Annotated in this window: 36 protein-coding genes; 15 read left to right on the forward strand and 21 right to left on the reverse strand. The window is 45.3% G+C overall.

All coding sequences use genetic code 11. The annotated features are described in order from the left end of the window. Positions 1-239 precede the first annotated feature (239 nt). Complete coding sequence (locus IC007_RS03325) at positions 240-1019, forward strand: glucose 1-dehydrogenase (protein WP_197736435.1); 780 nt, start codon at positions 240-242, stop codon at positions 1017-1019. Between the two features lie 170 nt (positions 1020-1189). On the opposite strand, the gene IC007_RS03330 is transcribed toward IC007_RS03325, so the two are convergent. From IC007_RS03330 to IC007_RS03365, 8 genes are all read right to left on the reverse strand, one after another. Then, positions 1190-2101 (reverse strand): CoB--CoM heterodisulfide reductase iron-sulfur subunit B family protein, encoded by a 912-nt coding sequence (locus IC007_RS03330; RefSeq protein ID WP_054845928.1) that lies wholly within the window; start codon positions 2099-2101, stop codon positions 1190-1192. Further along, the gene (locus tag IC007_RS03335; RefSeq protein WP_149528360.1) at positions 2098-2829 is read right to left on the reverse strand and encodes a 4Fe-4S dicluster domain-containing protein; all 732 of its coding nucleotides are present in this window, start codon (positions 2827-2829) and stop codon (positions 2098-2100) included. The genes IC007_RS03330 and IC007_RS03335 overlap by 4 nt, the downstream gene beginning before the upstream one ends. Continuing rightward, positions 2810-3550 carry a hypothetical protein gene (locus IC007_RS03340; protein ID WP_306308662.1) on the reverse strand — a complete coding sequence of 247 codons (741 nt, stop codon included), beginning with the start codon at positions 3548-3550 and terminating at the stop codon, positions 2810-2812. Before IC007_RS03340 ends, IC007_RS03335 begins: the two co-directional genes overlap by 20 nt. Continuing rightward, on the reverse strand, positions 3546-4631 hold the full coding sequence (locus IC007_RS03345) for an FAD-dependent oxidoreductase (RefSeq protein WP_370685229.1): 1086 nt from the start codon (positions 4629-4631) through the stop codon (positions 3546-3548). The genes IC007_RS03340 and IC007_RS03345 overlap by 5 nt, the downstream gene beginning before the upstream one ends. Positions 4632-4702: 71 nt before the next feature. Beyond that, positions 4703-6037 (reverse strand): CoB--CoM heterodisulfide reductase iron-sulfur subunit B family protein, encoded by a 1335-nt coding sequence (locus IC007_RS03350; protein ID WP_054845927.1) that lies wholly within the window; start codon positions 6035-6037, stop codon positions 4703-4705. 104 nt (positions 6038-6141) lie between these two features. Then, positions 6142-6984, reverse strand: a complete 843-nt coding sequence (locus IC007_RS03355; RefSeq protein ID WP_054845926.1) for a 4Fe-4S dicluster domain-containing protein — start codon at positions 6982-6984, stop codon at positions 6142-6144. Between the two features lie 61 nt (positions 6985-7045). Beyond that, positions 7046-7285, reverse strand: a complete 240-nt coding sequence (locus IC007_RS03360) for a sulfurtransferase TusA family protein (RefSeq protein ID WP_054845946.1) — start codon at positions 7283-7285, stop codon at positions 7046-7048. Positions 7286-7295: 10 nt separating this feature from the next. Next, positions 7296-7718, reverse strand: coding sequence for a DsrE/DsrF/DrsH-like family protein (locus tag IC007_RS03365; RefSeq protein ID WP_054845925.1), 423 nt, complete (start codon positions 7716-7718; stop codon positions 7296-7298). A gap of 354 nt (positions 7719-8072) precedes the next feature. Here IC007_RS03365 and IC007_RS03370 point away from each other — a divergent pair, with 354 nt between their 5' ends. The 4 genes from IC007_RS03370 to IC007_RS03385 are packed head-to-tail and all read left to right on the forward strand — an operon-like array spanning position 8073 to position 10712. Then, on the forward strand, positions 8073-8453 hold the full coding sequence (locus IC007_RS03370; protein ID WP_149528362.1) for a DsrE family protein: 381 nt from the start codon (positions 8073-8075) through the stop codon (positions 8451-8453). A 6-nt stretch (positions 8454-8459) separates the two neighbouring features. Then, positions 8460-9761 (forward strand): dihydrolipoyl dehydrogenase family protein, encoded by a 1302-nt coding sequence (locus IC007_RS03375; RefSeq protein WP_149528363.1) that lies wholly within the window; start codon positions 8460-8462, stop codon positions 9759-9761. 52 nt (positions 9762-9813) lie between these two features. Then, complete coding sequence (locus IC007_RS03380) at positions 9814-10158, forward strand: hypothetical protein (RefSeq protein ID WP_054845923.1); 345 nt, start codon at positions 9814-9816, stop codon at positions 10156-10158. Next, a complete protein-coding gene (locus tag IC007_RS03385) occupies positions 10155-10712 on the forward strand; it encodes a thioredoxin family protein (protein ID WP_149528364.1) in 558 nt (185 codons plus the stop codon). Before IC007_RS03380 ends, IC007_RS03385 begins: the two co-directional genes overlap by 4 nt. Here IC007_RS03385 and IC007_RS03390 read toward each other — a convergent pair. After that, positions 10678-11019: a PIN domain-containing protein gene (locus IC007_RS03390; RefSeq protein WP_054845921.1), complete on the reverse strand. Its 342-nt coding sequence runs from the start codon at positions 11017-11019 to the stop codon at positions 10678-10680. The genes IC007_RS03385 and IC007_RS03390 overlap by 35 nt on opposite strands. A 477-nt stretch (positions 11020-11496) precedes the next feature. On the opposite strand from IC007_RS03390, the gene IC007_RS03395 reads away from it, so the two are divergent. Next, positions 11497-12867, forward strand: coding sequence for a helical membrane plugin domain-containing protein (locus IC007_RS03395; RefSeq protein WP_054845920.1), 1371 nt, complete (start codon positions 11497-11499; stop codon positions 12865-12867). Positions 12868-13376: 509 nt separating this feature from the next. Here the strand turns inward: IC007_RS03395 and IC007_RS03400 are convergent. The 5 genes from IC007_RS03400 to IC007_RS03420 are packed head-to-tail and all read right to left on the reverse strand — an operon-like array spanning position 13377 to position 18192. Next, a complete protein-coding gene (locus IC007_RS03400) occupies positions 13377-14333 on the reverse strand; it encodes a histone deacetylase family protein (protein WP_149528902.1) in 957 nt (318 codons plus the stop codon). Positions 14334-14364: 31 nt separating this feature from the next. Next, on the reverse strand, positions 14365-15222 hold the full coding sequence (locus tag IC007_RS03405) for a DUF8155 domain-containing protein (RefSeq protein ID WP_054845918.1): 858 nt from the start codon (positions 15220-15222) through the stop codon (positions 14365-14367). Then, positions 15219-16265, reverse strand: coding sequence for a radical SAM protein (locus IC007_RS03410; RefSeq protein WP_370685803.1), 1047 nt, complete (start codon positions 16263-16265; stop codon positions 15219-15221). The genes IC007_RS03405 and IC007_RS03410 overlap by 4 nt, the downstream gene beginning before the upstream one ends. 2 nt (positions 16266-16267) lie before the next feature. Further along, positions 16268-17161, reverse strand: coding sequence for a radical SAM protein (locus tag IC007_RS03415; protein ID WP_149528365.1), 894 nt, complete (start codon positions 17159-17161; stop codon positions 16268-16270). Next, a complete protein-coding gene (locus tag IC007_RS03420) occupies positions 17158-18192 on the reverse strand; it encodes a lipoyl protein ligase domain-containing protein (protein WP_149528366.1) in 1035 nt (344 codons plus the stop codon). The genes IC007_RS03415 and IC007_RS03420 overlap by 4 nt, the downstream gene beginning before the upstream one ends. Positions 18193-18297: 105 nt before the next feature. Here IC007_RS03420 and IC007_RS03425 point away from each other — a divergent pair, with 105 nt between their 5' ends. Next, the gene (locus IC007_RS03425) at positions 18298-18729 is read left to right on the forward strand and encodes a CoA-binding protein (RefSeq protein ID WP_054845915.1); all 432 of its coding nucleotides are present in this window, start codon (positions 18298-18300) and stop codon (positions 18727-18729) included. A gap of 38 nt (positions 18730-18767) precedes the next feature. Continuing rightward, a complete protein-coding gene (gene lrs14 / locus IC007_RS03430; protein WP_232049000.1) occupies positions 18768-19118 on the forward strand; it encodes an Lrs14 family HTH-type transcriptional regulator in 351 nt (116 codons plus the stop codon). Here the strand turns inward: lrs14 (IC007_RS03430) and IC007_RS03435 are convergent. Beyond that, positions 19104-19367 (reverse strand): sulfurtransferase TusA family protein, encoded by a 264-nt coding sequence (locus IC007_RS03435; RefSeq protein ID WP_054845914.1) that lies wholly within the window; start codon positions 19365-19367, stop codon positions 19104-19106. The genes lrs14 (IC007_RS03430) and IC007_RS03435 overlap by 15 nt on opposite strands. 334 nt (positions 19368-19701) lie before the next feature. On the opposite strand from IC007_RS03435, the gene IC007_RS13410 reads away from it, so the two are divergent. Continuing rightward, a complete protein-coding gene (locus tag IC007_RS13410) occupies positions 19702-19866 on the forward strand; it encodes a hypothetical protein (protein WP_167747975.1) in 165 nt (54 codons plus the stop codon). A 74-nt stretch (positions 19867-19940) separates the two neighbouring features. Here the strand turns inward: IC007_RS13410 and lrs14 (IC007_RS03440) are convergent, their stop codons facing one another. Both lrs14 (IC007_RS03440) and IC007_RS03445 read right to left on the reverse strand, forming a co-directional pair. Beyond that, positions 19941-20315, reverse strand: coding sequence for an Lrs14 family HTH-type transcriptional regulator (gene lrs14, locus IC007_RS03440; RefSeq protein WP_054845913.1), 375 nt, complete (start codon positions 20313-20315; stop codon positions 19941-19943). Between the two features lie 68 nt (positions 20316-20383). After that, a complete protein-coding gene (locus tag IC007_RS03445) occupies positions 20384-20737 on the reverse strand; it encodes a hypothetical protein (RefSeq protein ID WP_054845912.1) in 354 nt (117 codons plus the stop codon). A 30-nt stretch (positions 20738-20767) separates the two neighbouring features. Here IC007_RS03445 and IC007_RS03450 point away from each other — a divergent pair, with 30 nt between their 5' ends. Continuing rightward, positions 20768-21370, forward strand: coding sequence for a 7-cyano-7-deazaguanine synthase (locus tag IC007_RS03450; protein WP_149528367.1), 603 nt, complete (start codon positions 20768-20770; stop codon positions 21368-21370). Between the two features lie 198 nt (positions 21371-21568). Here the strand turns inward: IC007_RS03450 and IC007_RS03455 are convergent, their stop codons facing one another. Beyond that, a complete protein-coding gene (locus tag IC007_RS03455; RefSeq protein ID WP_054845911.1) occupies positions 21569-22057 on the reverse strand; it encodes a hypothetical protein in 489 nt (162 codons plus the stop codon). A gap of 54 nt (positions 22058-22111) precedes the next feature. Here IC007_RS03455 and IC007_RS03460 point away from each other — a divergent pair, with 54 nt between their 5' ends. Next, complete coding sequence (locus IC007_RS03460) at positions 22112-22546, forward strand: glycine cleavage system protein H (RefSeq protein WP_054845910.1); 435 nt, start codon at positions 22112-22114, stop codon at positions 22544-22546. Further along, positions 22521-22844 (forward strand): hypothetical protein, encoded by a 324-nt coding sequence (locus IC007_RS03465; RefSeq protein WP_232049001.1) that lies wholly within the window; start codon positions 22521-22523, stop codon positions 22842-22844. Before IC007_RS03460 ends, IC007_RS03465 begins: the two co-directional genes overlap by 26 nt. Here IC007_RS03465 and IC007_RS03470 read toward each other — a convergent pair. Together IC007_RS03470 and lrs14 (IC007_RS03475) are read right to left on the reverse strand one after the other, a co-directional pair. Beyond that, positions 22835-23011, reverse strand: coding sequence for an eL24 family ribosomal protein (locus IC007_RS03470; RefSeq protein WP_084739739.1), 177 nt, complete (start codon positions 23009-23011; stop codon positions 22835-22837). The genes IC007_RS03465 and IC007_RS03470 overlap by 10 nt on opposite strands. Positions 23012-23033: 22 nt before the next feature. Next, on the reverse strand, positions 23034-23408 hold the full coding sequence (lrs14, locus tag IC007_RS03475; protein ID WP_054845909.1) for an Lrs14 family HTH-type transcriptional regulator: 375 nt from the start codon (positions 23406-23408) through the stop codon (positions 23034-23036). Positions 23409-23615: 207 nt separating this feature from the next. Here lrs14 (IC007_RS03475) and IC007_RS03480 point away from each other — a divergent pair, with 207 nt between their 5' ends. Continuing rightward, entirely contained in the window at positions 23616-23945 is a 330-nt protein-coding gene (locus IC007_RS03480; protein WP_054845908.1) for a hypothetical protein, read from the forward strand. A gap of 19 nt (positions 23946-23964) precedes the next feature. Further along, complete coding sequence (locus IC007_RS03485; protein ID WP_149528368.1) at positions 23965-25086, forward strand: MFS transporter; 1122 nt, start codon at positions 23965-23967, stop codon at positions 25084-25086. A 169-nt stretch (positions 25087-25255) separates the two neighbouring features. On the opposite strand, the gene IC007_RS03490 is transcribed toward IC007_RS03485, so the two are convergent. After that, positions 25256-25705: a hypothetical protein gene (locus tag IC007_RS03490; protein ID WP_054845905.1), complete on the reverse strand. Its 450-nt coding sequence runs from the start codon at positions 25703-25705 to the stop codon at positions 25256-25258. A gap of 53 nt (positions 25706-25758) precedes the next feature. Here IC007_RS03490 and IC007_RS03495 point away from each other — a divergent pair, with 53 nt between their 5' ends. After that, entirely contained in the window at positions 25759-26046 is a 288-nt protein-coding gene (locus IC007_RS03495; protein WP_054845943.1) for a hypothetical protein, read from the forward strand. Positions 26047-26171: the final 125 nt, after the last annotated feature.

Below are 26171 nucleotides of genomic sequence, written 5' to 3' on the forward strand. Positions count from 1 at the left end.
AAAATTTAACTTTCAAAAAGTCGAGAGAGGGAAGCACCAGAGAAGATGAAAGGGACTGATTTACCTTACCATTATGCCACTCTTTCTGCCATGCCCTATTTTCCTCTTCCTCTCATCATTTTTCCACCTCTATGTCTTGCTCAAGAAAGGTACAACCTCAACGCGTTCTATACATTAATTCTGACATTTAAACTCAAGTAAACTAAATAAAGTGTCGACTCACTTTAAACCTCAAATTCATACTGATAACCATGTCAGGCAAATTCGCAGGAAAAGTTGTCCTCGTAACTGGAGCTTCAAAGGGTATAGGAAAAGCGATAGCTAAGGCATTCCACGACGAGGGTGCAAGCATAGCTATAAACTATTCCTCTTCTGAGAAGCAAGCCAAGGAATTGAAGGGCTCGCTTGAGCGGGCTGAGATATTCAGGGCAGACGTATCCAACAGGGAAGAGGTGAAGACCATGGTCGCTGAGGTGGAGAGGAAGCTCGGAAAGGTGGACATCCTGGTTAACAACGCGGGGATATGGTACCTCTTCGGAATAGAGGACTACGACGAGTCTAAGTTCAACAGGATGTGGGAGATAAACGTCAAGGGAGTAATCAACACTACCCTAGAGGTCTTACCTCACATGAAGGAGAAGAAAGGAGGAGCGATAATCAATATTGCGTCGAATGCGTCTCTAGGCACTTCCGCTTTCGGTAACACGTTCTACTCCCTAACTAAGGCTGCTGTGGTTATGCTCACCAGGAGGATGGCGTTCGAGTTCGGAAGGTATAACATCAGGGTAAACGCGATAGCGCCGGGATGGATAGAGACGGACATGACTATAGGCGGAAAGACTAAGGAGGAAATAGATAACTTAGAGAAGTGGTTCAAGGAAAGGACCATGCTATCCATGGTGGGGAAGCCCGAGTACATCGCCAACGTCGCGCTGTTCTTAGCTGAGGCAGAGTACATGACAGGACAAACGGTGGTAGTTGACGGAGGTAGAATAGACTACTTAACGCACGGAATTTGAAGTTGAGGGTCCGGTTTCTTCTCGTTTATCTTCTTTTTCTCTCTTTGTTGACTCTCTTCTCTTTTGATATTTCTGATCAAAAAAGAGAGGAATATACATTTATAGCAGTTTACGGGAGAAGGAAAGGAAGGAAAAAAGGAAGAAGAATAATTAAAAAATGGGAAAAAGATTTACATGAATCTCTTGAGGACGTCCAACGGGTTAGTTATGTTTGCTGTGAGAAGGGTCTCCGAAGGGCTGTGACCGAATGCGAAAGCCACTAGCTGGGAGAAGTAAACTAACGGCATTCTCAAGTCCTCTCCGTACTTCTCAGCTATCTTGTTCATGTTAGTCTCTATAGCTACATGTCCTAGAGGGCAGTCGGTTATCAGGAGTTCAGCTCCGTTCCTCTTAGCTTCCTTCAATATTCTAGCTTCCAAGTGAAGGGCTACTTCCACATCAGAGTATGCGTGGGGGCCTCCACAGCACATGGTCTTAGCTTCGAATGGTACTACCTCTGCTCCTAATGCCTGCAATATCTCGTCCATGAATGAGGGTCTCTCTGGGTCGTCTCTCAGTCCCATGTAGCCCGATAGAGTGTAAGACTTAGGTCTGGTGTATAGACAACCATAGTATGGAGCTACCTTCAACCCGTTCAAGGGCCTCTTAACCCTGCTCTTAACTCCTTCCACACCTACGCTGTTGTAAATGTACTCCACCGCGTGTACCATGAGGAGCTTGCTGTCGTAAGGCTTGTTCCCCATCTTCTCTAGGTAAGTGTTGACTTTCTGTGCTACCTTAGGGTACCTCGTCATGAAGAACTGAGTCCTGGACAGGGAGTAGTGGCACCCAGGGCATGCAGATACTACAGCGTCGGCGTTCATCTCTCTAGCTAGGGAGAGGTTCCTCGCGGGCAAAAGCAGACCAGCCATGGTGTTGACGTTCTTTACCTCAAGCGCTCCACAGCAGTTGTAGTCGCTTATCTTGTCGAGTGGGAGACCTAGGTCTTTAGCTACCAGCTTCAGGGACTCCTCATAGGACTTCCCAAGGCCGTCGAGAGAACAGCCAGGGTAGAACGCAACTTTACCGTATGGAGAGTTCATTGTGGGACCACCTGATACCTGATGTTTGCCTGAAGGTCCTCAGGCTTTATCTCTTCTTTCATGGCATCCTCTAGAACAGTCTTAACCTTATCCCAGTCTTTAACTCTGCTTGGCTTCATTACGTCCTTTATTAACCCTGACTTGAGGAGAGCGCCGCTCATGGATATAAGGTCACGTAAGCTCAAGGTCACGAAACCTGCCTTAGCTGACGCTCCTCCCAGTGTGAGCTCCGATATCCTGCCTCCGTTCTTCATTACGACGTCTAGGAAGAGCTCGTCGAAGACTGTACCAGGGTCTGTCTGTACTAGACCGTGCTTTAGCAAGTAGTTATGAATGGAGTGGACTACCTCCTCTACCAGGACTCCCTTAGGGCATCTGTGAGTGCACTTCTGGCATGAGACACACCTCCAGATGGAGTTCTGCAACTCTATGAGAGACTCTTTGTCTCCCTTCCTGGCTAGGTCGATGAACCTCCTGGGGCTGTAGTTGGGGTCATACTCCCTCATTGTGCACCCTGAAGTGCACGTACCGCACTGCCAGCAAGCGCTTATTGTAGCGCCCTCCAGTGTACCAGCTATTTCGTCCCACACCGAGGGATCGTACCCGGTCTGCGTCCTCTCTATCATGAACGCGTTCCAGGTACCATCTACCTCTACTCCATCTACGACTACTTTCTCTTTTTCAATTAAACCTTTAATTATAGGTTTTTCAAGATTTGGAATTGGCAACTTGTATCACCTTTAAATATGGTTTTAAGCCCATAACCAGGGCTGTGGTGGACAGATGAGATGGGTAAAGCCCCCCGGCCTTCCTGTCCACGGCCAGGAGGGTCGCATAGTCCACATATCGGACGTATGCGTAAACTAAAAAAATTGAAGTTCCGAAATAGTTCGGGACGTCTAGCCCGAAGATGGAAAGGGTGTCCCTCAGCTCTTTCACTGCGGAGAAGAACTCCTGTTCGTTAGAGAGCTTCAAGCCCTCTTTCAACACGTAAGTGATGGAGCCGGTGCCTCTCTCATTGTTCCATATCCACCTAGTCCAGAGAGGATAGTTCTCGGGCTCCATGAAGTGGATCAACTCCCTCGCCATGTCGCGTAAGTCTTCCTCAGCCTCAGGATAGGACAGGGAAGTTATGGCGCTGACTCTCTCGTCGTAGGTCAGAGTGCTGTCCTGAAGCTTGGAGAAAGCTTGAGAGAACTTAGATATACCTACCCTCTCCATGATGGGGTTGAAGTACTTCCTCGCGTAAAACACTGAGTCGAAGACCTTTTTAGCGTCGTCCTGAGTGTTGATCTGGAGCTCCCTCATCTCTTTGGACTTAAGCTCCATCGCCTTGAGAATATTGGAGAGGGCAGCTTTGGGATCCCCCTTAACAGTGTTAAAAGAGTCCCTACCTAGGACTGCCTGATAAATATCCTTAACATAATCTATTTGCAAAAAATTGTTAATGGTGTACCACCTGGGCCACGGCCTTCTTGTTGAAGTCCGATTCCTCCCATATGCCCTTGGTGGCGTACTCGTACGCCTTTATCGCAGCTGCAGTACCTTCAGTGATTGAGTCTGAGATGGTCTTAGGTCCTGTCAATGCTCCTGCTAGGAATATGCCCTTCTTTGTTGACTGTACTGGCATCCTGTCAGGATCCATCGGTTTGATGAAACCGTGGTCTTCCAGCTCAAGGCCGAGAGCCTTCGCCACTTGTTTTGAGCCTAGACCTAGTTCCATACCATTAGCCAAGATTACCATGTCGTATGGTACTGCGAGAGCTCTGTTGAGGTTCATCGTGTCTTCTCCCTTTATGATTACTGTGTCGTTTGGACCCCTCATGAACTCCGATATCCTTCCTCTTATGAAACCTACTCTATAGTCGAGCTGTGACTTCCAGTACAGCTTATCCTCCATTAGACCGTAAGTCCTTATGTCCATGTAGTAGATGTGGACTGTAGCGTCTGGTACCCTTTCCTTGATCTCCATCGCCTGTTTCGTTGAAACTGCACAACATACTCTAGAGCAGTATGTGTTCCCTACAGTAGCGTCCCTAGATCCTACGCAGAGGAGTATGGCTACCCTCTTCGGAGGCTTTCCGTTAGTGGTAACTAGTTTGTTCTCTGAAAGCATCTTCTCAATGTCTGATATCTGGTAGATATTGGGTACCACACCGTAGCCGTACTCGTATTTCCTCCTCGAGTCGAAGTGCTCGAAACCTGAAGCCGCAACTATCGCGCTTACCTTCTCAGTCTTCACTGCTCCCTTCTTGTCCTTAAGGGACACCACGAATCCGTTACCCTCTTGCTTTATACCATCAACTATGGTCTCCATGTAGGTCTTAACGTTCTTGTTTTCCTGCACTGTCTTTATGAGTGGGTCTATAACTTCTCCCGCTGGTCTGAGCTCGGGGAATAGTAAACTGTACTTGAGCTTCTTGGGAGTTCCTCCTAGGTAAGATTCTTTCTCCACCAGGACTACGTTAAGTCCCATGTTTGTAAGTTCTCTAGTAGCCGAGAGCCCTGCTGGGCCCGCTCCAATTACCATTACGGGTTCATTTGCCACTTTTTCACCACCTTTATTTAAGTAAAAATTATTAAAAAACTTTGCTTAAGATGTTACTTATTATCTTGCTTCTTGTACCAGCTTACCCTTTCAGGAAGAGTCAGGTAGAAGTCGATCTTCCTGTGCTTGGGGTAGAGGTACTGTGGTTCTGCCTTCCCTTCTCTCAGGTCTTGTAGGTACTGTATGAACTTCTCCTTGTAGTCGTCAACTGGTACTCCCACCTTCCTCATGAATCCTTCAACGTCGGTCGCGTGCCAGTGTACTTGCCCTACTGTATATGGGTCTGCTCCCATCAGTATAGCTCCGAACTGGGCGTCAGCTAACACCGGAAGGTTGTAGTCGAAACCGTGAGCCTTCCCTGCCCACTGGCTCTTGTCTAGAGTAGTCACACACCCTGTATCGCTGGTTACGAACACATCTGCGTGTCCCTCATTGACTGCAGGCATTACCTTCTTGAACAGCGCGAAAGACCTCGTGAACTCCCTCTCTGTCAGGATGTGCCTGAAGCCGAATCCACAGCAGTCCCACCAAGTGGAATAGTCAACCAGTTTAGCTCCGAAGTTCTGAACTGTCCCTGAAGGTGCAGCGGGCCTCCTTCCCTGCCATACTTCGCCGTCGTAAATCGTGTCCTCAGGAGCTAGCTTATAGATGTGGCAAGGTGTGTGAACTGCTGCCTTAACGTTGCTTACGTCATATTTCCTCTGAGCTGCTGCCTTCTTGCTCATGGCATACATCCACTCTGAATAATGGACTACCTCCTCTGGTATTACTATGTCCATGTCTAGCTTCCTCATGATTGGTCTTAGCTTCTCCCTTACTTCTTTCTCCAAGATTATGGTGTTCCTGACCTCCTTGTAATGACCGAACGAAGTACCGCAGTGGATTAGAGGGAAGTAGTCAGTCTCGTAAGCCCTCCACATGTTCCTTACGTAGACTCCTGCTAGGGCTACCGGGTTTGAAGCTCCAGATGCGTGATAATTCCACCCAGTACATGAGGTCTGGTGCGGTTCGTCTAGGTAGTCTACCTCAAGTTTGTTCATTATCCAGAACACTGAGGTAGGATATCCCGGTATGTGACCACATTGTCCGCAGCTCTTGTGCTGCCATAACTTTGTGGTCGGGATCTTCTTTGTCAGTCCGTTCAAGGACTGGAAGTCCATTGGGTTATTATAAGGCTTTATGTGGTGTACTATGATCTCTCCTTTGTCCTCCAACTTGTACATTTCCTCTTTTATATGGGCTAGACTGTGAGGAGATCCATATCTGTATATAACTCTCTGATATATGTCGTCCCAAGTTAACTGGTCTGACATCGGAAATGCGTCCTTTATTTCTTCATTCATCTTCTTTTCTACATTTTCCTGTGCCAACTTTTCACCATTTATCATCTTCTTCTGAACCTTTAAAAACTTTATTATAATAGATTTTTTAAGAATGAAAGAAGAAGTTTTAATAATTTAGAAAATTAAGCAAAAAATGAAGATTCCCTTATTTACATGTCCAGCCAGCTGTCGGGGAGCTCGTCCTCGTTCAACTCTCCCTTCTCCCACTTCTCCTTGAGGTCCTCTAAGGTCTGTTTCCTTTCCTCGTATATGTCCATTATCATGTCGTACAAGTCCTTGTCTACACCCTTCAGGTACTCTATTACTCCAGACTCAATGAAGATGGTCATCATTTCAACTGCAGTCTGTAGAGAAGCGTGCCATCCTACGTCTGTCCTCTGAAGCAGGTCTACCGGGACTGCTTGCCTATAGACAGTCATGTTCTTTGATTCCTCTACTGCTTGGGGTCCCCAGTCTGGGAATGTGTCGGGCTGAATCATGTCTGGGGTTACTTGGTTTCCAGTCGTGATGACTGTTAGCAGGATCCTCCTGTAAGGAGCCAATATTTCCTTAGCTGACGGAAGGGCAAACTGAACTGAGTATTCCCTCAGGAGCATTATCAGACCGGCTATCTCATTGTTGAATGGACATCTCATTGAGCAGGTGAAGCATTGTACGCAAGCCCAGACTTTCTTGTTTGTGAACTCCCATATCTTGTCTACTGCGTCCCTCATCATGTACTGTATCATTTCCCTGGGACCGAAGTCGTAGAACTTCGCTGCTGGGCATCCTGAGGTACATACACCGCAGTTGAGACATCCTCTGAGATAGTCGTTGAATCTGAAGTCTTCTTTCACTGCGTTCCAAAACTTAACTGCTACCTCCCTTTCCTCGGGTTTGAGGTTGCTTAAAAAGTTTCTCTGTTCCTCGGGTTCAGCTCCCTGAACGTCGTAAGCCATGTCCATGAATCTTGGATCGTCCGGAAGAGGTGGAAGAACTGTTTTTGTTGCCATGATCCTTCATTATAAAAATAAGATTAGTTACTTATAAATTTTGTTAAAAAAAAATTCGGAATCACTTGACCCTCTTAACGAGGATCCTAGTGACTCCTCCTTCTTGGGTTATATCTAAGATCTGATTGCCCGTCCTTCTAGCCCACGCTTCAATGTCAGGTTTCGCTGCTGGGTCTGTCGCTACTACCTCCAGAACTTCACCTACGTTTATCTGCTTTATCGCCTTAGCTGTCTCCAGAACTGGTCCTGGGCAATACAGACCTTTCGCGTCTAGGGTTTTGGCTATTTTTGTTTCTGCCATGTATATCACCTTAGATGAACAGAGTTATACCGCCTTCGGCTCTATCTAGGAAGGTAGCAACGCCTGCAACATCGTCAACGAATGGGGCTAGGTCGTCCCTCTTTATACCGAAGAACTCCATGGTGGTGGAGCATGCAATCACTTTCACTTCTCCTACTTCCTTGGCTTGCTCTAACAGCTGGGTCCACATTGGGAAGTTCATTTCCTTCATCTTCTGCATCATCATTGGACCGAACTGTTCGTAGTTCTTGTCTATTGGCTGCATTCCTTCCATTGACTTCTTGGTAATAGCATTCAACCCCCAGAAAGTGAAGAAGACGTTCACCTCGTATCCTGCCGCGGCTGCCCCTGAAGCCAATATCCCCACTGGCATCAGTTTATCTATTGTTCCTGAAAATACTATGAGAGACAATTTCTTCTTATTCTCGGACACGTTTTATCGCCTATTCTTATTTAACAACTAAACTTATTTAAGCTTTTCCGATTTTGATGATTACTTTTATAAATTTTTTACTTAGAAAAAGTTTAAGAGAAAAAAACTTAAAAAATATCTAATTGACTTATTGAAATCTTTTTCGTTCATGTCTGAGTTAGAACAAAAAATAGAGAGGTATAGATACTTTCATTCCTAAAATACACTAGTTGTATAAAATAGTAAATAAGATTAGTTAAGTATTTAGTTAAAAAAGAAAATCTATGAAAGTAATAACTACTTGAAATCTAGAATGGTGTAAATCATCGAAAAAAAATTTAAGTAAGAATGTTAAGAAGATATATCAGATTAAAAATGGCAGAAGAAGAACAGAAGAAAAAAGTCCTAATAGTCGTGACCCATGGACCAGAAGATCTAGACAGGACATATGCACCGCTTTTCATGTCATCTATCTCAGCATCAATGGAGTACGAGACTAGCGTTTTCTTCATGATAAAGGGACCTAAGCTTCTAGACAAGAAGTGGCAGGAAAGTGAGAGAGCTAAGGGAGACAACCCATTCATAAGGTTCTTCGACATGGCCAAAGACAACGGAGTGAAGATGTACGTCTGTGTGCAGAGCTTGAAGGACATGTGCCACATGAACGAAGGAGACGTAGTTGAAGGAGTAGAACTAGTAGGTGGTTCAACCCTCATAGACCTCACCTTCGACGCTGACAGATCCCTGTTCTTCTGATCTCTCATGTATGAAGTCCTAGTGATCGGCGGCGGGTCTGCTGGATACGTGGCTGGAAGCGTACTAGCTAGAAAGGGTATAAAGACAGCCGTGGTGGAGAAGGAGAAGTTCGGGGGTACATGCGTAAACTCGGGTTGCGTCCCAAGTATTTTTCTTTTTGATTCTTCTTTTATGCTTTCTAGATGGAAAGAAATAGGAGATTATAAGGGAATTAACGTAGACGTTGAGATGAGCGACTGTACGTTCTCTAAGAGGGACGACATAGTTTCCTACTTATCATCTGCAGGAAGGTCATTGGTGGAAAACGCCGGGGCTCAAGTTTACCTCGGCGAGGCGAAAATCAGGGAGAAGGGGAAGGCGGAGGTCAACGGAGAGACAATTGAGTTCAAGAGACTGATCGTGGCGAGCGGCTCCTCTCCTATTTCTTACCCCGGCGTAATCACTGAGGACGAGGCTGTGAACCTGAGATATGTGCCCAGAGACATGATAGTCGTTGGAGGAGGGTATGCGGGAGTAGAGATAGCGCAGATCTTCGCCAGACTGGGTTCCTCGGTGACCCTAGTTACCAGACACAGGATCCTGAGCGGGTTCTCTGAGAAAGCACGGGATTACGTGATCCAGTCGCTGGAGTTCGACGGTGTTCAAGTCAAGGAATTTCACGAGGTGATAAAGATGGAAGGCAACGAGGTCGTGACCAACAAGGGAACTATGAAAGGGGAAGTTGTGGTCTCAGCGATGGGGAGGAGACCCGTATTACCTGAAGGTTTAACGAAGAACTACAACGTGAAGGTTAACGAGAAGGGAATAGCCGTCAGGAGGAACATGATGACTGACGACTGCGACGTCTTCGCTGTCGGGGACGTTATAGACAAGCCTAACAAGACCGCTCACTCAGCCATGTACGAGGCAATAGTAGCTTCACAAACGATCTCCGGAACTCCGATGGAGGTGAGCTACGAGTGCATACCTAAAGTGATATACTCAGACCCTCAGGTCGGGATCGTAGGTGTGCCTGAGAAGGCAACTAAGATAGCAGAGTTCCCATTTAACGCAGTTACCCGTGCTACTATTTCCGGTCTTAGGGATGGTATGGTGAGGATAGGGTTCAATGAGAGGAACGAGATTGTGTACGGAGAGGTAATAGGAAAGAATGCCGAAGAATTGATAAATATACTCACGCTCGCTGTCAAGTATAGGGTGAACATGTTCGACCTTGCAACCACAGTTTTCGTTCATCCTTCCCTTTCAGAAGCAATTTCAAACGCGTCTAAGTCGGTCTTTGACCTCGATGTGGATCGCTTCAAGTGAACTTATTATATCAATTTATTAGACGCGAAGCCCAATTTTATCATGATCAACTTTGGCTTCACTTGAAGACTTCTTGAAAGGAAAAGGAGGAACAATAAGGAAAGAGGGTGAGAAGGAATGGATAGACATGGACGATTATTCGTTCTACGTCGTGGAGAACGCAGTCTACCTTCCTATACCATTGCCTACAGGAGAGGAGAAGCTAGACGATTTAGTTGGCATGGGAATAAAGTACGCTAGGGCCTCAAGGATCTCCCAAGGGATAGGCTCTCCTTTACAGTACGAGATAGTCGGGAAGGAGGTAATAGTGAGCAGAAAGTTTAACTCCAGGGAGGAACTTGAACAAAAGTTAATAAAAGCCCTTGAGAGCATCGAAGGATTGAGGTATTACATTTGAGTTACGATCCTATAGTGGAACAATACCTCAAGGCAATAAAGCCCAACCTGAGCCTGACCCACTGCAAGGCAGGAGACGTGCTCGAACCTCTCAACTCAGTTGCGGAAATAAAGGAAACCGAGGAGTGCGATAAACCTTTCATAAAAGTAAAGAGGAAAGACGAGGACAGGGAGATATTCACTTACATGGGAGTTCCCATGATAAACGAGTTCTGGCCTTTCCTTAACGCTCTCGTCAGGACTTCTAACGGGTTAATCCACTTGGAGGAAAAGGAAAGGGAGATCGCTTCAAACCTCGCGGGAGACGTGAAGCTCTTCGTTACCCCCGATTGTACTAAATGCCCCGTTGCGGCTGAACTTCTGTATCAAGTTGCAATAATGAACGATAAAGTGAAACTTGAAGTAATAGATTCAAGCGTATATGACGAGTTGGCCAAGAAGTTCAGGGTGATGTCTGTACCCAAGGTAGTGGTTAACGACAAGGCAGAGGTACCGGGAGGTTTCCCTCCAGATATCCTGCTCAAGATGATCTTGAAAGCGACTCAAGGTCAATGATCTTCACGCCGAGCTCTTCAGCCCTCTGCTTAACTTTTTCGTCCGTGGTCAGTAGAAATCCGTCAAGTTCCTTCGCGACCAGAGCTGCTTCTAGCTCATAATCCTCTATGCCAGGCACTTTGGGCGGTTTATGAGAGAACGCTCTGACCTTGAACCCGACGTCGAGGAAGGAGTCCACGTCTATCTTATGTTTCAAAGCGAAGGATATACCCATAGTAGTCAGATAGAACACTACGTTCTCTTTTTTCTGTATCTCAGCTAACTCTGGAAGGAGGGAATATGCACTTGGAGCCACTACGATTATCATGACGCAATATTAGAACGCACGGAGTAAAAAACTTCACATTTTTACGATACAACACTCTTCTTCCTTACACATGTTGTGTGGCTTTCGATTATTTTGTTTTTCGTAGTAACTATACCATGAATCATGTTAAGTTCTCCACCTTTCTCAATAGATCCAATAATTTATTTCCAGAGAGATTTATAAATTTCAAAATGAGGAAGCTAAGAGTGAAACCAATTCACCCCATAAAGGTTAAAACATCTAAAAAGACGTGACATCAATTTAATTTAGCGGCTTTTAATCGAGATGTTTTTCCTCTATATTGCTAAGCATTAAGTTCCGAAAGACAAATATAACGCGTGGCTCTCGCATATAGATTTCCAGAGAGATAGAATTAATAGGAACAGGAGACTTATTCCTAATCTAGAGTAGGACATACTACGTTATAAGACATACTTTTTAACAAGTTAATATACTTAATAAATAGGTTAGTTAAAAATGTCATCGTCACAAAAGGTTTCAGATCCTTTAGAAGTGTTATCAAACCAAGAAACCATAGAGAGCTTATCTAAGTTGCTAGAAGGTATGCCATCCCTAGTCAAGTTAACGTCAAAGATAAGCGAGATGGACAAAAAGGGAGAGCTAGACGTATTGATGACTATACTAGACCAGTCTGCCTCAATTCTTGACGCTGTACAGAAGGCTGACTTGATAAACACACTGATAACCTTCTCCATGGACCAGATAGGCAAGGTACAAGCACTGTGGCCACTCCTGGAGAAGATGACCAGTGAAAGGGCACTCTCCCTGCTTCAGTCCATGGACATAGACGGCCTCCTCACCGCAGCAGAGAAGATGACCCCTGTCCTGCAGAAGATGACCAGCGACAAGGCCCTGAAGCTCATGGAGGGAATGAACTGGGACTCACTACTTGACGCTACTGAGAAGCTCATGCCGGTCATGCAGAAGATCACTGATGAGAGGGCACTCAAGGCAATTCAAAGCTTAGATTACGACACACTACTAGAGGCTACTGAGAAGCTAACTCCTGCGTTAAACAAGATAGCCGGGCTCATGGTAGACATGCAGAACAAGGGTCAGATGGACACACTCCTCAACGCCATGGAACAGGGAATAGCCCTTCTTGACGCTGTACAGAAGGCTGACTTGATAAACACACTGATAACCTTCTCCATGGACCAGATAGGCAAGGTACAAGCACTGTGGCCACTCCTGGAGAAGATGACCAGTGAAAGGGCACTCTCCCTGCTTCAGTCCATGGACATAGACGGCCTCCTCACCGCAGCAGAGAAGATGACCCCTGTCCTGCAGAAGATGACCAGCGACAAGGCCCTGAAGCTCATGGAGGGAATGAACTGGGACTCACTACTTGACGCTACTGAGAAGCTCATGCCGGTCATGCAGAAGATCACTGATGAGAGGGCAATTAAGCTGATACAGAGTCTAGACGTGGAGTCTCTCCTCTCTACAATGGAGGCAGCTATGCCACTGCTCAAGAAATTCACTGACCCTAACATGGTGAAGATGCTGACTCAAATGGACTGGGACTCAATGATGGGAATGATGGGTAAGCTGGCTGAACTTCAGAAGACGGGAGTCATGGACAAAATGATGTCAATGATGGACACGTTTGCAGACCCACAAGTCATTGACGGGTTAGTCCTAATGTCCTCCAAGTTCGCCACTGCATTGAAGATGTGGATAAACGAACTGCCTTCAGTGAGGCCTGCAGGAAACGGGTTATTGCTTAAAACCGCTGGTATACCCGCAGATGACGACGTAAGATACGCACTAGGAATAATGATGAGCCTAGCGAAGGACATAGGGAAAGTGTTCAGACAAAGCTAATAAATAAGAACATAGCGTTTTTTTCCTCAAGGGTTATTATTGATTCAACTAGTAGGAGGCTATATTTTATTTATTTTCTTTATTTTTTCTCTTTTCTCAAAGATAATCTCTCTAAAGTAAAACTGAAATAAAAAATATGTCTATTAATTAACGTTCCTGAAGTAGTAGGTTCTGATTACCCAACTTTGTATTCCTCCTTATCTTTCATATCTTAGGAAACTAAATGCACTCTTTTAGGAAGAAGTCTTGATGTTGCTGTTCCAGTAGATGACGTTATAGAAAAAAGAAGATACAGTATGAAACTTGATTGAAAAACTCTGACAGCAGATTTTTCGGGAATTCATTATGTTTAATATTTTCGTCTTTTAGCATTATAAAATAAATTTTATCCATTTTACAGTGAGAAGATTTAGAACATAAAGCTATTTGTTTAACTTCTTCCCTAGATAAATTTTTTTACGCTATGTAACTCTGGAAGGATTTTCCGATAAAAAAGCTACACTCTGATTCTAACTCCTTCTCAGCTTATCCATCCTTTTCCTAGCTTCAATAAGAGTCGATGAATCCGTGATCGTCTTCACATTGTCTATCCCTACAGAAGTTAAGCTTAACCTCGATAAGCCGGCTAGAAACGCCAACATCCCCAGATGAGAGCACTCTCCATACCCTCCCCCACCATATCCTATAACTTTGAAAGAAAGTTCTCTTTGCATTTTTTCAATTTTCTTACCTAGCATGTAGAAAGAGTGAGGGGTTAACGAAAGGGAAGCTAGGTTGTCATTCCTCATGCCGTCAACGCCAGCAACGACTACAACATAAGACGGAGAGAAGTCCTTCACCACATCCAAGAAGGAGAGGGATTCCTCGAAGACGTCGTCACCTGACCCCAGAGGGAGACCTATGTTGTAATTCAGGTTCGCTCCTTCACCTTCTCCCCTTTCCTCTATCTTCCCCGTGCCTGGGAAGAAAACACCGTTATATGCAAAGATATTGATCTTCAGCACGGGGTCGCGATAGAGTATTTCCTGCAGTCCGTTTCCGTGATGTGCGTCTACGTCCACTATCGCCACTTTTTCGCCCGAGCGAATGAGCCTCTTCACTGCAATCGCTACGTCGTTAACTGGGCAGAAGCCCATGGCTCTCCCCGGGAGCGCGTGATGAAATCCTCCCAGCGGGACGTAGATCTGGTCTATGTACTTCGACCTAGCTATTGCAGTCAACGATGATCCTACCACAAGTAAGACGTCCTCATATATGCCGGGGTAATGGACTGTGTCACCTGAGTCTAGAAAACCTATGTAAGGTATCTTACTCACTTCCTTCAGTGACTTCACATACTCCTCGGTGTGGACTTCCTTGAGGACTTCCTCCACAGCAGGTTCAGGGGCTATCTCAATGAGGCTCAGGTTCTTCCTGGCGCTCTCTATGAACTTCCTAATCCTCTGCTTGCTCATGTCCCTTATCATGGGATGGGAGAAGGATATCTCGAGGAACCTATCATCCCAAACTAAGCCTAGCAAGTGCACCACCTATGAAGGTCGATAAGTCTACCTCGTCCCCCTCCTTAAAGGGTGACCTAAAGAAGAACCTTACTAGTGGATATCCGTCGTAGGAAAGGACGGACTCCATGAAAGGAGGCCCACACATAGGCTCGTTCCTCAACACCTTAAATGTGATGTCGTAGTCCCACCTCCTGATCGCTCCTTCCTTCCACTCGAAAAGGGAGACGTTACTACCCCTCTTTGAGGCTACCTTCCCTATTTCCGTGCCATACATGGTCACAGAAGTCCCCTTGAGCATGGACGTTCCTATCACTCCGCCGTAACATGAGAAGGGGTAGCTCGCGTTTAACATCCCCCCGCTCTCAATACCCATTCCGTGTAATTTGCCTGCACTAGCGAAGTCTATCACCTTAACGTCAAAGGAATCATTTCTCACGTTCATTACTCTTCCCAGTTTAGAGGTAACTTTCGTCTTAACCTCTGAGATCCTCAATGAAACTCCCTCTAGATGAGCGTGAGGAAAGTCTCCTCCAGTGTATGGGGACGAAATGAAGCTCCCTATCTCGTCCCCTTCCTTGAAGCCCTGACCCGGAGAAAGGAAGGGATCGACGTGTAACATCTTTATCTTTCTCCCCTCTACCTCGATGAAGGATATCACGTCGTAATCATGTTGAGCGTGCCTATTCGGTCTCCCTATCTTCACCTTCTCGCTCCCAAGAAAGATCCCTGAGAAAGGTGCTCTGAACACTTCCATGTCCACGGAAGACACGTCCACAGCTCTCCCGTGAACGTGGGACGAGAAACCGCTAGAAAAAAGGCTTAGAGGAGTACACTTCTTCAGCTTCAGTATCAAGATACTAAACTCACCACAGAAGGTAGCTTAGTGGCTTTCAGAGCTCTGACGGTCTGCTGTAGTGACGGGTACCAAGGTATGTTCTTCATCACTCCTCCAGGCCTCTCGTTGGAGTAAGGTCTGTTACACCCCGGACATCCGCTTGTCATGAACGCTGGGGACAAGTCTTCCGCCTTCAGGTCAGAGGGTAGCATTAAGTCCTTTAGCTTACCTTCCTCGTCAAAGACGAATGCGTCTTCGCCTACCACGTTGTTCTCTATCAACCATCTGGAAAGTTGCATCCTCCTGTACACCGACACTGGGACTGGCTTGACTTTCTCCATGGGAGTCATCTCCTCCGGGTAAAAGGCGAACAGACTTATCTTGGCACCCCTACCGTGAGCGTAAAGCATCAAGTCTACAGCTTCCTTCTCAGTCTCACCCAACCCTATGATCAGGTGTATCCCAGCGTTCATCTTCCCGAACACGTCTACTGCCTCATCTATTGCCTTGATGTACCTGTCCCAGGAGTGCATACTCCTTACTGGCTTCCCCCTAACGTTATCGAAGACCTCTCTGCTCGCTCCGTCTATAGCTACGTCTATCATGTTGGCCCCTGCCTTCCTCATGTCCTCCATGTGCCTCCTGTAGGTGTAAGTTGCAGTCACAAGTTCGGATATCTGAACTTCCACTCCGGCTTCTCTGATCCTCCTTGTTATCTCTATTGCGTCTGGCGAAGCTCTGGGATGTGCTAACTGTCCCACACATATTCTCTGGATCCCGTAGGTTGGATCCCCTTGTCTCTCCCTTATCCTCCTGATGACGTCGTCCAGTGGACGTAAAGGCCACTCTACCCTGATCAGTGTCTTACAATCTGGCCCTTCAGCCACTTCCCTAGCTTGTCCACAGTATTGGCAGTTAGCCTTGCACCCGTCAGGATAGTACTGAAGCAGGTTTATTGTAGTGTTCAGGGCATTTCTCAAGAAAACCCCTGGCGAGTAACCCAGGACCATGTCTGCCCCGAAACTCAACCTAACCCAATCCGGACTGCTCATCTGTATCATGTTCACACCCTTAATATGTCCTGAACAACGTTGCCGCAGCAAGCGCTGCTCAGATGAATTTCCCTCCTCCCGCGGGCGTACTCTATTGTCTCTTCCTCGGGGAAAGCTATGCCGTCTATCCCGTAATCGACGGCGAACTTCTCCACCCTAAGGTAGGAGGAGCCACGAGGCCTGGCACACCCTAACATCACGGGCACGTCGAACTCATCCCTGGCCTTCCTGATCACTGCCTCCATTTCTTGGGGTGAAGGTTGCCTGAAGTCCTGCATCTTTGTCCCTACGAGAGGCATCAAGCCCACAACTATCACAGCGTCAGGGCTGACCTCCTTCAGGAGATCGAGAGCGTGCAGGTCTCCCTCAACGCCTCTCTTGCTGAGTCCCACGATAACGTGGGGCGTCACCTTCATCCCCGCACCCTTTAAGTACTTGAAGGAGTTCAGATAGTCCTCCACAGTGAAGGGCTGACCTAGGACATCCCTGATTGTCTCGTCGTCTCCCACCATGTCCAGGAGGGCTATCCTCACCCCTGCGTCCTTGAACTTCTTGGCTATCTCGTCGCTCTTCACTACTCCGGTGTGAGCTATGATTGTCATCTTGTTTGAGTACTTCCTGGTCAGCTCCGAGTACTTCCACACGGGGACGTCTCCCCTACCGGTGGAACCGCCTGACAGGATCACACCCTCATCCCCCCTCATTACGGCTTCCATGAATTCCCTCTCAAATGAGGACTGGGTGGAGCCGTCAGCCATGCCCTCCAGTACCCTCTTCCCGCAGTGCTTGCAGTTGAACGCACAAGACGTGCCGGTGACGGATATGGGCTTCCATCCCTTGGAGGAGTCCATGTAATCGTTCTCATACCTCTTCAACATGGGAGAGTAAAGGAACAGGGTTCTCATGAGCTCACCTCCAATATCAGGTTGCTTAAGTCCTCAGGCGACAAGCCTATCATCTTCACTCCCTTTCCCCATTCCTTGACTTCCTCCTGCACGGTCTCAACCCTGCTCCACTTCAGTCTGGCTTCAAGGTCATATATAGACCTCCTAGGCTCAACGAAGAAGTCCCCAGTAATGAGAACAGACTCTATCATCCCCTTACCTGCCATCTTAACCTGGACTTTCACGAGGCCTCCGGGGAGCTTTCTCTCCAGATACCTCACGTTGTCGCCTTCAATAGACTTCCTGGTGTTGAATATCCAGTCTTGGGAAGAGTACTTCAGGTTGAGCTTATCTATCTCCTCCGCCTCAGCTTGGGTGTAACCGGAGTCTACTAGCTTTACTCCTAGCACTTCCTCAAACGACTTCCTAGCCTTCTTCACCACCTCTCCCATCTCCACGTTGTACCCTACTTCCCTGTCTATCCAAGTTAATCTGTCCCTGAAGTCCTTGTAGAGCTTGTCCTTCATCTTCTCCGATGAAAGCTTCAGGACCGACACCATGTCGTCCATGTTGAAGTCCACCAGGATAGTCCCCGTCACTCCTATGTATTTACCCTCCGAGAACGCCCCTATCCCCGATATCTTCCTCCCGTTGACCTCTACGTCGTTCTTCGGCCTAAAGGAAGCTTTAATGCCCATGTCTCTCAAGGTCGAGATTACAGCGTCCGCACTTTTCCTCAACGCGTTCTCTGGAGTCTCACCCAACAGCGAGGAGTGGGAATAAACTTCCCATCCGAGCTGCCAAGGACCCATCACTATGGTTCCTCCACCGGTAGGCCTTCTGCCTATCTGCCAATTCCTCTTCTTTACTTCGTCCACGTTGACTTCCTGTTCTACAGCTTGGTGGTATCCCAATAGCACTGCAGGCGGGTCGAAGACGACCATTCTCAGGACTGATCGCTCTCCGTGGGAAACTGAGTCTAGAAGAGCCTCTTCCCCTGCCAGTATGTGGGACTGATCGTTTCTCTCGAAAATGAATCTGAACTCCTCCATCAGGTAAAAGATGTTAATTTAACATAAAAATATTTCTTATAAAATATACTTGAAATGTAGAGTACATAAGACACTAATTTAAGTTTAGACGTCGGAGTAAAGAGCATGGAGACCAAGGAAATACTTCTCAAGTTCAAGAACATAGCAGTAGTGGGTTTCTCGAAGGATCCCACGAAACCGTCTCACAAGGTCCCCATGTTCCTGAGGGATCACGGATACCACGTTATACCCGTGAATCCCACTGTAGATGACATCAACGGAATGAAGTCTTACAAAAGCTTAGACGAGGTTCCAGACAAGGTAGAGGTAGTAGAAGTATTTAGACCTTCAAAGGAAGCCAAGGCAGTGGTGGAGCAAGCAGTGAGGAGAGCTAAGGAGAAGGGTGACGTCAAGGTGGTATGGCTCCAAGAGGGCATAGTCAACGATGACGCGAAAAAGATGGCTGAGGAGAACGGTTTGATCTTCGTGCAGGACAAATGTATGTATAAAGAGTACAGTAAGTATATTGAAGGAAATCAAGATTCTAAAACTTTATAACGATTAAAGTTTTAATACTATAAATTCAAAGTTAAAGTGTGAACTCTCAAATAGAAATCCTGGATACAGCAAGGGAGTCGATAAAGTGTTGTTACAAGATAAGCGACACTGACTTCGATTGCTTGGTCTTATTAGCTAAATTAGGTAGACCCACTTCATCCGAGGAAATGGCTTCGGTAATGAACCTTAGCAAGACTACAGTGGAGAACTCCTTGAAGAAACTCCTTGACTTGGATTTAATAGCACGACAGAAATCCAATGACGAAAGCAGGAGGATAGGAAGACCGAAGTTCATCTACACTGTGAGCGATGAACTCTTGAACAAAATAAAGGAGGACTTGAACAGATGTGCTGAGACCATAAAGAACTCTATATCAGCATCCTCCTAACTTTATGTCCTTCTGACTCCCGTCCTCAACAGAACCGTTTTTCTTAATCGCGATTACGAAAATTCCGTTCTCGTTCTTGTCCTCAAGTATCTCGCATTTGATCAGTTTTGCAGCGTCGAGTATCATGGATCTACACCTAGCGTCTTTGAACATGACTCTTAACTCAAGGTTTTTTTCAGTCATGAGCTTAGTTGCCACCTTCATGAAAGGACCAGGGCATTCCAAGCTCGTTAAGTCCATCTCCTCCATGGGAAACAATAAGCACAAGAAGGTTAAAAACCCTCTTTTCTTTTTATCTTTGTCTTTTAACAATGATCTACATCTTTGGCTTTATTTCAAGGAAACTAAGTTTCTCTAGATCAAACCGGACTTATGAAGGAATGTTATCTAGAGCCTGAAAACCTGCTTAATTTATCGGGACGATTTTAGTACGACCGCATACCTTGCTACATCTTCCAATGGCTGGGCTCTGAGCCTAGCAGGCCTCGAAGTCAGTATATCCTTGTTGTTATAAGCTCAAAGAAAACACAAAGAAAACAGAGTTTATTTTAATTGGCGATCCCATTACAAGACGTGAGAAATCATGAAAGTCGTATGTCCTGTTTGCAATAGGCTGTTTGAGGCTGAATGTACTCCTTATAAGGAAATCGTAAATGAGGTGATGTACTATTTCGATACTGAGATGTGCCTTCTCGGCTTCAGGAAGGAACCGGAGAGGTTTATCACTAAATGTAAAAACGCGGAATAAGGTAGATAGAGAAAAATACACTGCACGAAGAGAGTAGACATAAAAAGAGATATAGAAATAAAATTAAAAAGATGTTACTTTATTAACTCCTTGTTGAAAGACGATGAAAACAGATCGGCACAATACTGGAAGTCTTTTGAGATCTTATTGACTAACCTTTCATAGGAAACCGCAGTGTAGATGAACCTCGGTCTTCCTCCCTTGCTGTTGGGGTCTTTCTCTCTGTCCACAAAGCCAAGGGATGCCAGTTTGTTCACGGATCTGTTTATCGACGCTTTGCTCAAGTGTAACATCGCAGAAAGGTCGTCCTCGGTCCTGCCGGTTCCTTTCATTAATACTCTGAGCACCTGAAAGTCCGTATCCGAGATGTCGTAACAGAAGCTCAGAGCGTCGATTAGGCTTGCCTCTTTTCCCGACGGCAAACGTATTTTTACATTCTCTATTTCCATATGATATAAAAGCTAATAACAAATATATAAATCTTACCTTATTAAAGAAAAAAAGGTAATTCACGATATTACATCCAAAGCCCCCTGTTCATATCGTGCAACTTAGTTGCGAGGGCTATCTGGAAATACCTGAATACCTCTATGACGAACTTAACAGCCTCCTCATCGCTCATGGGGTTTATTTTGTTTAAAAGGTCATTCACAAACCTAGTTAGGTCGTTCATTGTAGTCCTCTCCATTTGGTATTGGCTTAGGTTCAGAATTTCCCTTATCTCGTCCTTTGTGTGGGCTTGTTTCACTTTCTTATACATGGATGAAACACATCCCTCTCCTCCCTTACCGAAAAGTGCGTCCTCTGGATTCCTCAACCATCTCGCATAAGTTGAAGCTATCTTCTTAGCCTCATTTTCAACTGAAGCCATATATAAGAATGGTAGCTTCAGAATTAAAATATGAAGAGTTTACTTCTGCTTTCTGGGGGAATGGACTCTTCCTCCGCCGCTTTCATGCTCAGGAAGAGGAACGAAGTTGATGCAATGTTCTTCAATTACGGGCAGAAGTCGTTCAGACAGCAAAGGAAGGCTGTAAGGAAGGTAACCGAGACGCTTGGAATGAACATGATAGAAGTAGACGTCAGTGGACTGGGAGACGTGTTTTCAAGGGGAGAGTGGATGAAACCTCATGAACCGATAAAGCATAGAAACGTTATTCTTCTTTCCACTGCCATCACTTACGCTTCAGAGAAGGGATATGATGAGGTTGTGCTGGCAACTGTAAATGAGGACTGCGAGTACGAGCCCAACAAACCGTATATTTTGAGGGAATTCAGGTCCTTAGGTGAGGTCATGAAGGTTAACGTATCTACTCCTTTCGTTAAGTTGAGTAAGTCCATGGTGCTCAGGATAGGGGTGAACAATGGAATGGATCCATCCATCACTTATTCGTGTATGTTAGGTCACGAGAAACACTGCGGTAAATGCTCCCAATGTGAGCACAGAAGACTGGCCTTCATTGGGGCTGGAATTAAGGACCCCACCCAGTACATGAGCATGTAGAATACTTACACTCATGATAGACGAGGAGAAAAACAAGAGTAGTATAAAAAGAAGGGATTACTTCCTTCTTTACCTTCCTTCATCATCCTTCCTTTATCTCTGTTATTTCTTTTTATTGGATAATTTTATGTATATTCGAGAAAATATGATCGAATCCGATTACTTCTCCTATACCTTGCCTCAGGCCTTTGGATAATGTCAGATTACTCTGAGGACCTTCAATGCCCTTTCCATGTCGTTCAGTTCATCTATCACGAACGTCGGAGAATACCTATCACATCGCTCCCCTCTGTTTACACATAAGACCCTTACCCTGGAATCATAAAACCTGCTTGAAAGCAAGTCCAGTGGCGAGGAACCTAAAGACACCACGTCTAGCGGATCCCATCCGCTGACTTCAAACAATCTCTTGTAAGGCTCGATTGACGGTTTTGTTTTACCGCTGTTTGAGATCACGAATGAAGGACGCAATCTTGCTATCTCCACTAGTTTCCCTGTATCTTCCTCAGAGAAAGGAGATAGTATTGCCATGTCTCTTTCATATTTCCTCAGCACACCGTAGTCTGGATGTAACTCAGCACTAGGAGGGGAGGGAATTTCCCTGGAGCCGTTCTTGTATATCTCATACAACTTCTCATCTAACTTTATCCTGTAAATCACTCCGTCCAACCAGACAGCTAATTTCAAGGTTACTTAATTTTAAAAATTAAAATTTATAAACTTTGAGAGCGAAAGTCGTCTGTGAAGGTAGGTAATTTCTCGTTCCCGGACGATCTACTTTACGACACAGAGAAACACGTGTGGATCAAGGTAGAAGGAAACGTGGTAACCGTTGGGATAACCGACATTGGGCAGTACATAGCGGGGAAAATATTTCAGGTAACCGTGAAGGAAGTCAACGAAAAGGTGAACCCGAGGTCAAACTTGTTCACCCTCGAGAGCGCAAAGTGGATAGGAAAGTTCAGGCTACCTCTGGACGGTGAGGTCATAGACACGAACAAAGAGGTAGTAGACGACCCGTCAAAGATAAACAAGGATCCTTACTCAGCGTGGATAGTGAAAGTCAAGGTATCGAACCCTGAACAAGTCAAATCCAAATTTAAGGACATAAAGGCTTCATTACCCGACTTTGAGAGGGAGGCATCTAGACTTGTCAGAGAAGCAAGTAGTGCTTAACGCAATAGAGGGATACAAGTTTGACGTGATGCTTGCGGGGATCATGGACGACTCTCTCCTAATTGTGTCAAAGAAAGAGACACCTCACTTCTATGAAGAAAATGGCAAAAAATACACGATAATTCACTATTACCCAGACGATTACATCAACCTCCTCTTACAAGGCAAGGAAGAAGAGGTGTTCAGACCTTTTCACGTTTACTATTTCGTTAAGGTCTACATGAGGAAGGTCCTCGACGTTTTAGCCTCAGTGGAAGTAGCCAGGATGGCGGACGAATACGGCAAAAATCAGCCGTAATGTGCCCTCGTCTTCCTGAGCCAATCGCGGAAGCACTTCCTGGAACAGAAGAGATTCACCCTCCCATTTATCATGATTATCACTTCAGCGTAATCAACTTGAATGCCACAATTAGAACATTCACCAAAAGAAGGAATTGAAAATATTTGCCTTGAACGTTTTGACACTTGAAAAGATTAGCTTTCGAGGTTAAATAGCTACCGTCATTGTCTTCTGTATAGAGTTCTTCAGCGTGGTCAACAGTTTCTCCAGGTCTACGTCGAGTCTATTGTAAAGCCTCTCTCTGTCTACCCAATACATGAAGTTAGGTCTACCTTTCCTCTTGTCCTCGGACTGCACTTTCTCCCTCTCTACAAGTCCCTTGTCTATCAAACTGTTCAGGGACTTGCTTATAGACGCTTTCGTCACGTTCAGTTTAGAAGCTATATCGTCAGTTGTCATTTTGCCTTCAGTCATCAACATGTGAAGGAGTTCCACGTCGCTCTTGGATAGTCCGTACATGAAGGCTATGAACTCGTGTATATCTACTTCTCTTCCGTCTGGGAACTTTATCTTTTCAGCCATTCCTTTTCACTAATACTTTAATAAACTTCCTAGCTTAAATAAAGGATATATACTAAGTTATACTAATGTACACAAATGTATTTCATAAAGGCTTACTTAACCTATATTAACTGTGTTAATGACCTTTAACAGGGTTAATGAGATTATTATATAAAAAATAGAGATAAATATAATAAAGTCACTAAAGAAATGAGGTTGTAGAAAACTTTGAGGAACTTTACTCTCAAATGTGAGGAATCATACTATAAGATAGTCCCTCCTCTAAGGGTAGCCCTTGTTGACAAGCTAGTAGAGAAGGGTATGTCTGTGACTAAAGCTTCTAGGGTAGCTGGGATATCTGTAGTTACATATGAGAAAAATAAAAAGAAATTCGAGAAGGAGGTAGCTCTACTTAAGGGAAATGAGGAGATGAACGAGATGCTTGAGATCACTTCAGCTAAATACATGAACAAGGTAGATGAGGGGCCTTTCTGCGTAATGTGTAGCGTAGCCAGACTCGTTTTGAAACTGGACAAGTGCGAAAAAGTTAATAGATGAATTCGCAGCTTAACATGAATTGAAGAGAGTAGCGATACTCTTTATATGTTCTGCGTCCTTCTTCATGTCCTACTTTTCCAGGCTAGTGTGGAGCATAGTATCAAGCTTCTCTACCCTGAAGCCGACTGAGGTAGAGGACGGAATCATCTTTTCCCTGTTCTTCGTGGGATATGTGATCATACAGATACCATCAGGAACGGTCGTAGACAAGATAGGGTCTAGGAAAGTTCTAGTTGGTGCTCTTTTAGGTCTGGGATTGTCGGCTTTCGGCTCGGCTATGTCACCGTCAATATCTTGGGAATACGTAAATAGCGTGGTTATGGGTCTATCGGCTGGATGGATCTACCCAACTACAATAAAGTTGTTGGCGACAAACTTCGCTGGCAAATCCTTGCACCAATCAATAGCGCTGTACAGCTTAGCATGGCCCCTATCGATAGTAGCCTCAGGTTTCGTGATACCTCCTCTAGCTACACTGGACTGGGAGTTACCTTATTTCCTGCTGGGGGCAATGTCTTTAGCTCTGTCTTTCCTTTCAAGCAAGCTCGTCGGAGATGACGCTGGACACCATGATGGAAAGGGAATCTCCGTTGTGAGAGATAAGAGAGTCATCTCCATTTCAATAGGCGGTTTCATGTTCTTCTTCTCGTACTGGAGTTTGACCCTCTTCCTCTACAAGTTCCTCCTAGCTTCAGGGTACTCTCCGATAATAGCTGGGGTGGTTTACTCTTTCACCGCGATAGCCGGAATACCGTCCACCGTTTTATCAGGTAGAATCCTCGACTTGATAGGGACAAGGAAATCGTTACTGTTGTTCATAGGCGTTTACGGTATCCTTATCCTCTCCATAGACGCGGTATACAGGTTCCTCATCCCCCTCTCCCTGGTATTCATCTCCATGGGCTTCGTGAGGTTCATCATCACTCCATCGCACTCAAGTGCCTTAGCGTTTCTGGGTGGAAAGAACAGCGGAAGTGTATCCGGTTTCGCCAACTTCTTCTGGCAGTTCAGCGGGATTGTGAGTTCCGTAGTTTCACCGCTAATAGTGGAGGCAATGAGCTACACATCCTTATGGTTATTGATAGGGACAATAACATTGTCTTCTCTGTTTTTCTATTCTATGGTAAGAATCAATGACTGAAAAGGAAAAATTTCGAATTGAAGGACACCTAGACTCTAGAGGGAAGTGCCTTGTTCTATCAAGCCATAGAGAAGAAAATGTACACATTTGTGCGAAAACATGCTCATTTGTCATCTTTTAACTTAAAATGAATAAGAGATTGTATTATAAAAATAATGTAGACAAATTTCTATTGCTTCCCCTGGGCTTGTTCGCCATCTCTCTGTTTCGTTTCTTGAGTTTGAGCTTGTTGCTGAGTCTGCTCGCTCTTCGCTTCCTCTTTTCCTCCCTCTTTCTTTTCCTCCTTCTTACCCTCTTCCTTCTTCTCCTTCTTTGGCTTCACAATCCTCTGTTCCCTTATTTCAAAGGTGTACTTTACGCCCGACTGAGAAGAACATTCCTTGCTCCAGACGTTGTCTTTCTTCTCAAAAGATGAGCACTGTATGCCTTCCCTCTCAGCGTAAGTGTTCACGAATTCCCTTGCGTTAGCCAGTTTCCTGAAAGGATGTTCTTCTGCATCGACCAGCTTCCTCTTAGTTCCTCCTTCTGACTTCTCGTGCTTAACAAGCTTAAATTTCACTGGGTTATCTCCTTTATCATCTCTGACAGTTAACTTGACGAAATACTTGACAACTTTCATGAAAGAGCACTAAGCTGATTAAAAATAAAAGTTTGACTAGAGAAAAGTATGTCATGATCACCACAAGTGAGATAGTGAGCGTAGCAGTCACTTTCATATTGGGGTTGCTCATAGGATTTTTGGTAAAGAAACTTTTCGCCGTTGGAATAATACTCATTGCGATAGTAGTCCTTCTAATGGCGATAGGGTATCTTTCGCCGGTCACAGTAGAACATTTCCTTGAGACCGCTGGAACACAAGTCCCTAAAGCTATATCGGAGGCTAAATCGTTCTCAGGATATATACCGTACGACTCAATAGTGTTCATAATAGGTTTCATAATAGGTTTAGTGAAGGGATAAAAGAATTAAGTATGTATGTATGTCAACTTATGTCAACGTTTGAATAGCTTCTTTCTTTCCTTTTTTAATAATAGTAAAAAGATCTCATTTTTTACTCAGATGGATTTAATCAGATCGTCATGAGT

Source organism: Sulfuracidifex tepidarius (genome assembly GCF_008326425.1).
In the GTDB taxonomy this organism is placed as follows: Archaea; Thermoproteota; Thermoprotei_A; order Sulfolobales; family Sulfolobaceae; genus Sulfuracidifex; species Sulfuracidifex tepidarius.

What these genes read in the sequence shown, in the direction of transcription:
- IC007_RS03330 (WP_054845928.1), bottom strand. Translation starts at nt 2,101, where the DNA reads ATGAACTCTCCATACGGTAAAGTTGCGTTCTACCCTGGCTGTTCTCTC.
- IC007_RS03345 (WP_370685229.1), bottom strand. Translation starts at nt 4,631, where the DNA reads ATGGTAATTGGAGCGGGCCCAGCAGGGCTCTCGGCTACTAGAGAACTT.
- IC007_RS03350 (WP_054845927.1), bottom strand. Translation starts at nt 6,037, where the DNA reads ATGATAAATGGTGAAAAGTTGGCACAGGAAAATGTAGAAAAGAAGATG.
- IC007_RS03355 (WP_054845926.1), bottom strand. Translation starts at nt 6,984, where the DNA reads ATGGCAACAAAAACAGTTCTTCCACCTCTTCCGGACGATCCAAGATTC.
- IC007_RS03360 (WP_054845946.1), bottom strand. Translation starts at nt 7,285, where the DNA reads ATGGCAGAAACAAAAATAGCCAAAACCCTAGACGCGAAAGGTCTGTAT.
- IC007_RS03370 (WP_149528362.1), top strand. Translation starts at nt 8,073, where the DNA reads ATGGCAGAAGAAGAACAGAAGAAAAAAGTCCTAATAGTCGTGACCCAT.
- IC007_RS03375 (WP_149528363.1), top strand. Translation starts at nt 8,460, where the DNA reads ATGTATGAAGTCCTAGTGATCGGCGGCGGGTCTGCTGGATACGTGGCT.
- IC007_RS03390 (WP_054845921.1), bottom strand. Translation starts at nt 11,019, where the DNA reads ATGATAATCGTAGTGGCTCCAAGTGCATATTCCCTCCTTCCAGAGTTA.
- IC007_RS03395 (WP_054845920.1), top strand. Translation starts at nt 11,497, where the DNA reads ATGTCATCGTCACAAAAGGTTTCAGATCCTTTAGAAGTGTTATCAAAC.
- IC007_RS03400 (WP_149528902.1), bottom strand. Translation starts at nt 14,333, where the DNA reads ATGATAAGGGACATGAGCAAGCAGAGGATTAGGAAGTTCATAGAGAGC.
- IC007_RS03410 (WP_370685803.1), bottom strand. Translation starts at nt 16,265, where the DNA reads ATGATACAGATGAGCAGTCCGGATTGGGTTAGGTTGAGTTTCGGGGCA.
- IC007_RS03415 (WP_149528365.1), bottom strand. Translation starts at nt 17,161, where the DNA reads ATGAGAACCCTGTTCCTTTACTCTCCCATGTTGAAGAGGTATGAGAAC.
- IC007_RS03420 (WP_149528366.1), bottom strand. Translation starts at nt 18,192, where the DNA reads ATGGAGGAGTTCAGATTCATTTTCGAGAGAAACGATCAGTCCCACATA.
- IC007_RS03425 (WP_054845915.1), top strand. Translation starts at nt 18,298, where the DNA reads ATGGAGACCAAGGAAATACTTCTCAAGTTCAAGAACATAGCAGTAGTG.
- IC007_RS03435 (WP_054845914.1), bottom strand. Translation starts at nt 19,367, where the DNA reads ATGGAGGAGATGGACTTAACGAGCTTGGAATGCCCTGGTCCTTTCATG.
- IC007_RS13410 (WP_167747975.1), top strand. Translation starts at nt 19,702, where the DNA reads ATGAAAGTCGTATGTCCTGTTTGCAATAGGCTGTTTGAGGCTGAATGT.
- lrs14 (WP_054845913.1), bottom strand. Translation starts at nt 20,315, where the DNA reads ATGGAAATAGAGAATGTAAAAATACGTTTGCCGTCGGGAAAAGAGGCA.
- IC007_RS03445 (WP_054845912.1), bottom strand. Translation starts at nt 20,737, where the DNA reads ATGGCTTCAGTTGAAAATGAGGCTAAGAAGATAGCTTCAACTTATGCG.
- IC007_RS03450 (WP_149528367.1), top strand. Translation starts at nt 20,768, where the DNA reads ATGAAGAGTTTACTTCTGCTTTCTGGGGGAATGGACTCTTCCTCCGCC.
- lrs14 (WP_054845909.1), bottom strand. Translation starts at nt 23,408, where the DNA reads ATGGCTGAAAAGATAAAGTTCCCAGACGGAAGAGAAGTAGATATACAC.
- IC007_RS03490 (WP_054845905.1), bottom strand. Translation starts at nt 25,705, where the DNA reads ATGAAAGTTGTCAAGTATTTCGTCAAGTTAACTGTCAGAGATGATAAA.
- IC007_RS03495 (WP_054845943.1), top strand. Translation starts at nt 25,759, where the DNA reads ATGATCACCACAAGTGAGATAGTGAGCGTAGCAGTCACTTTCATATTG.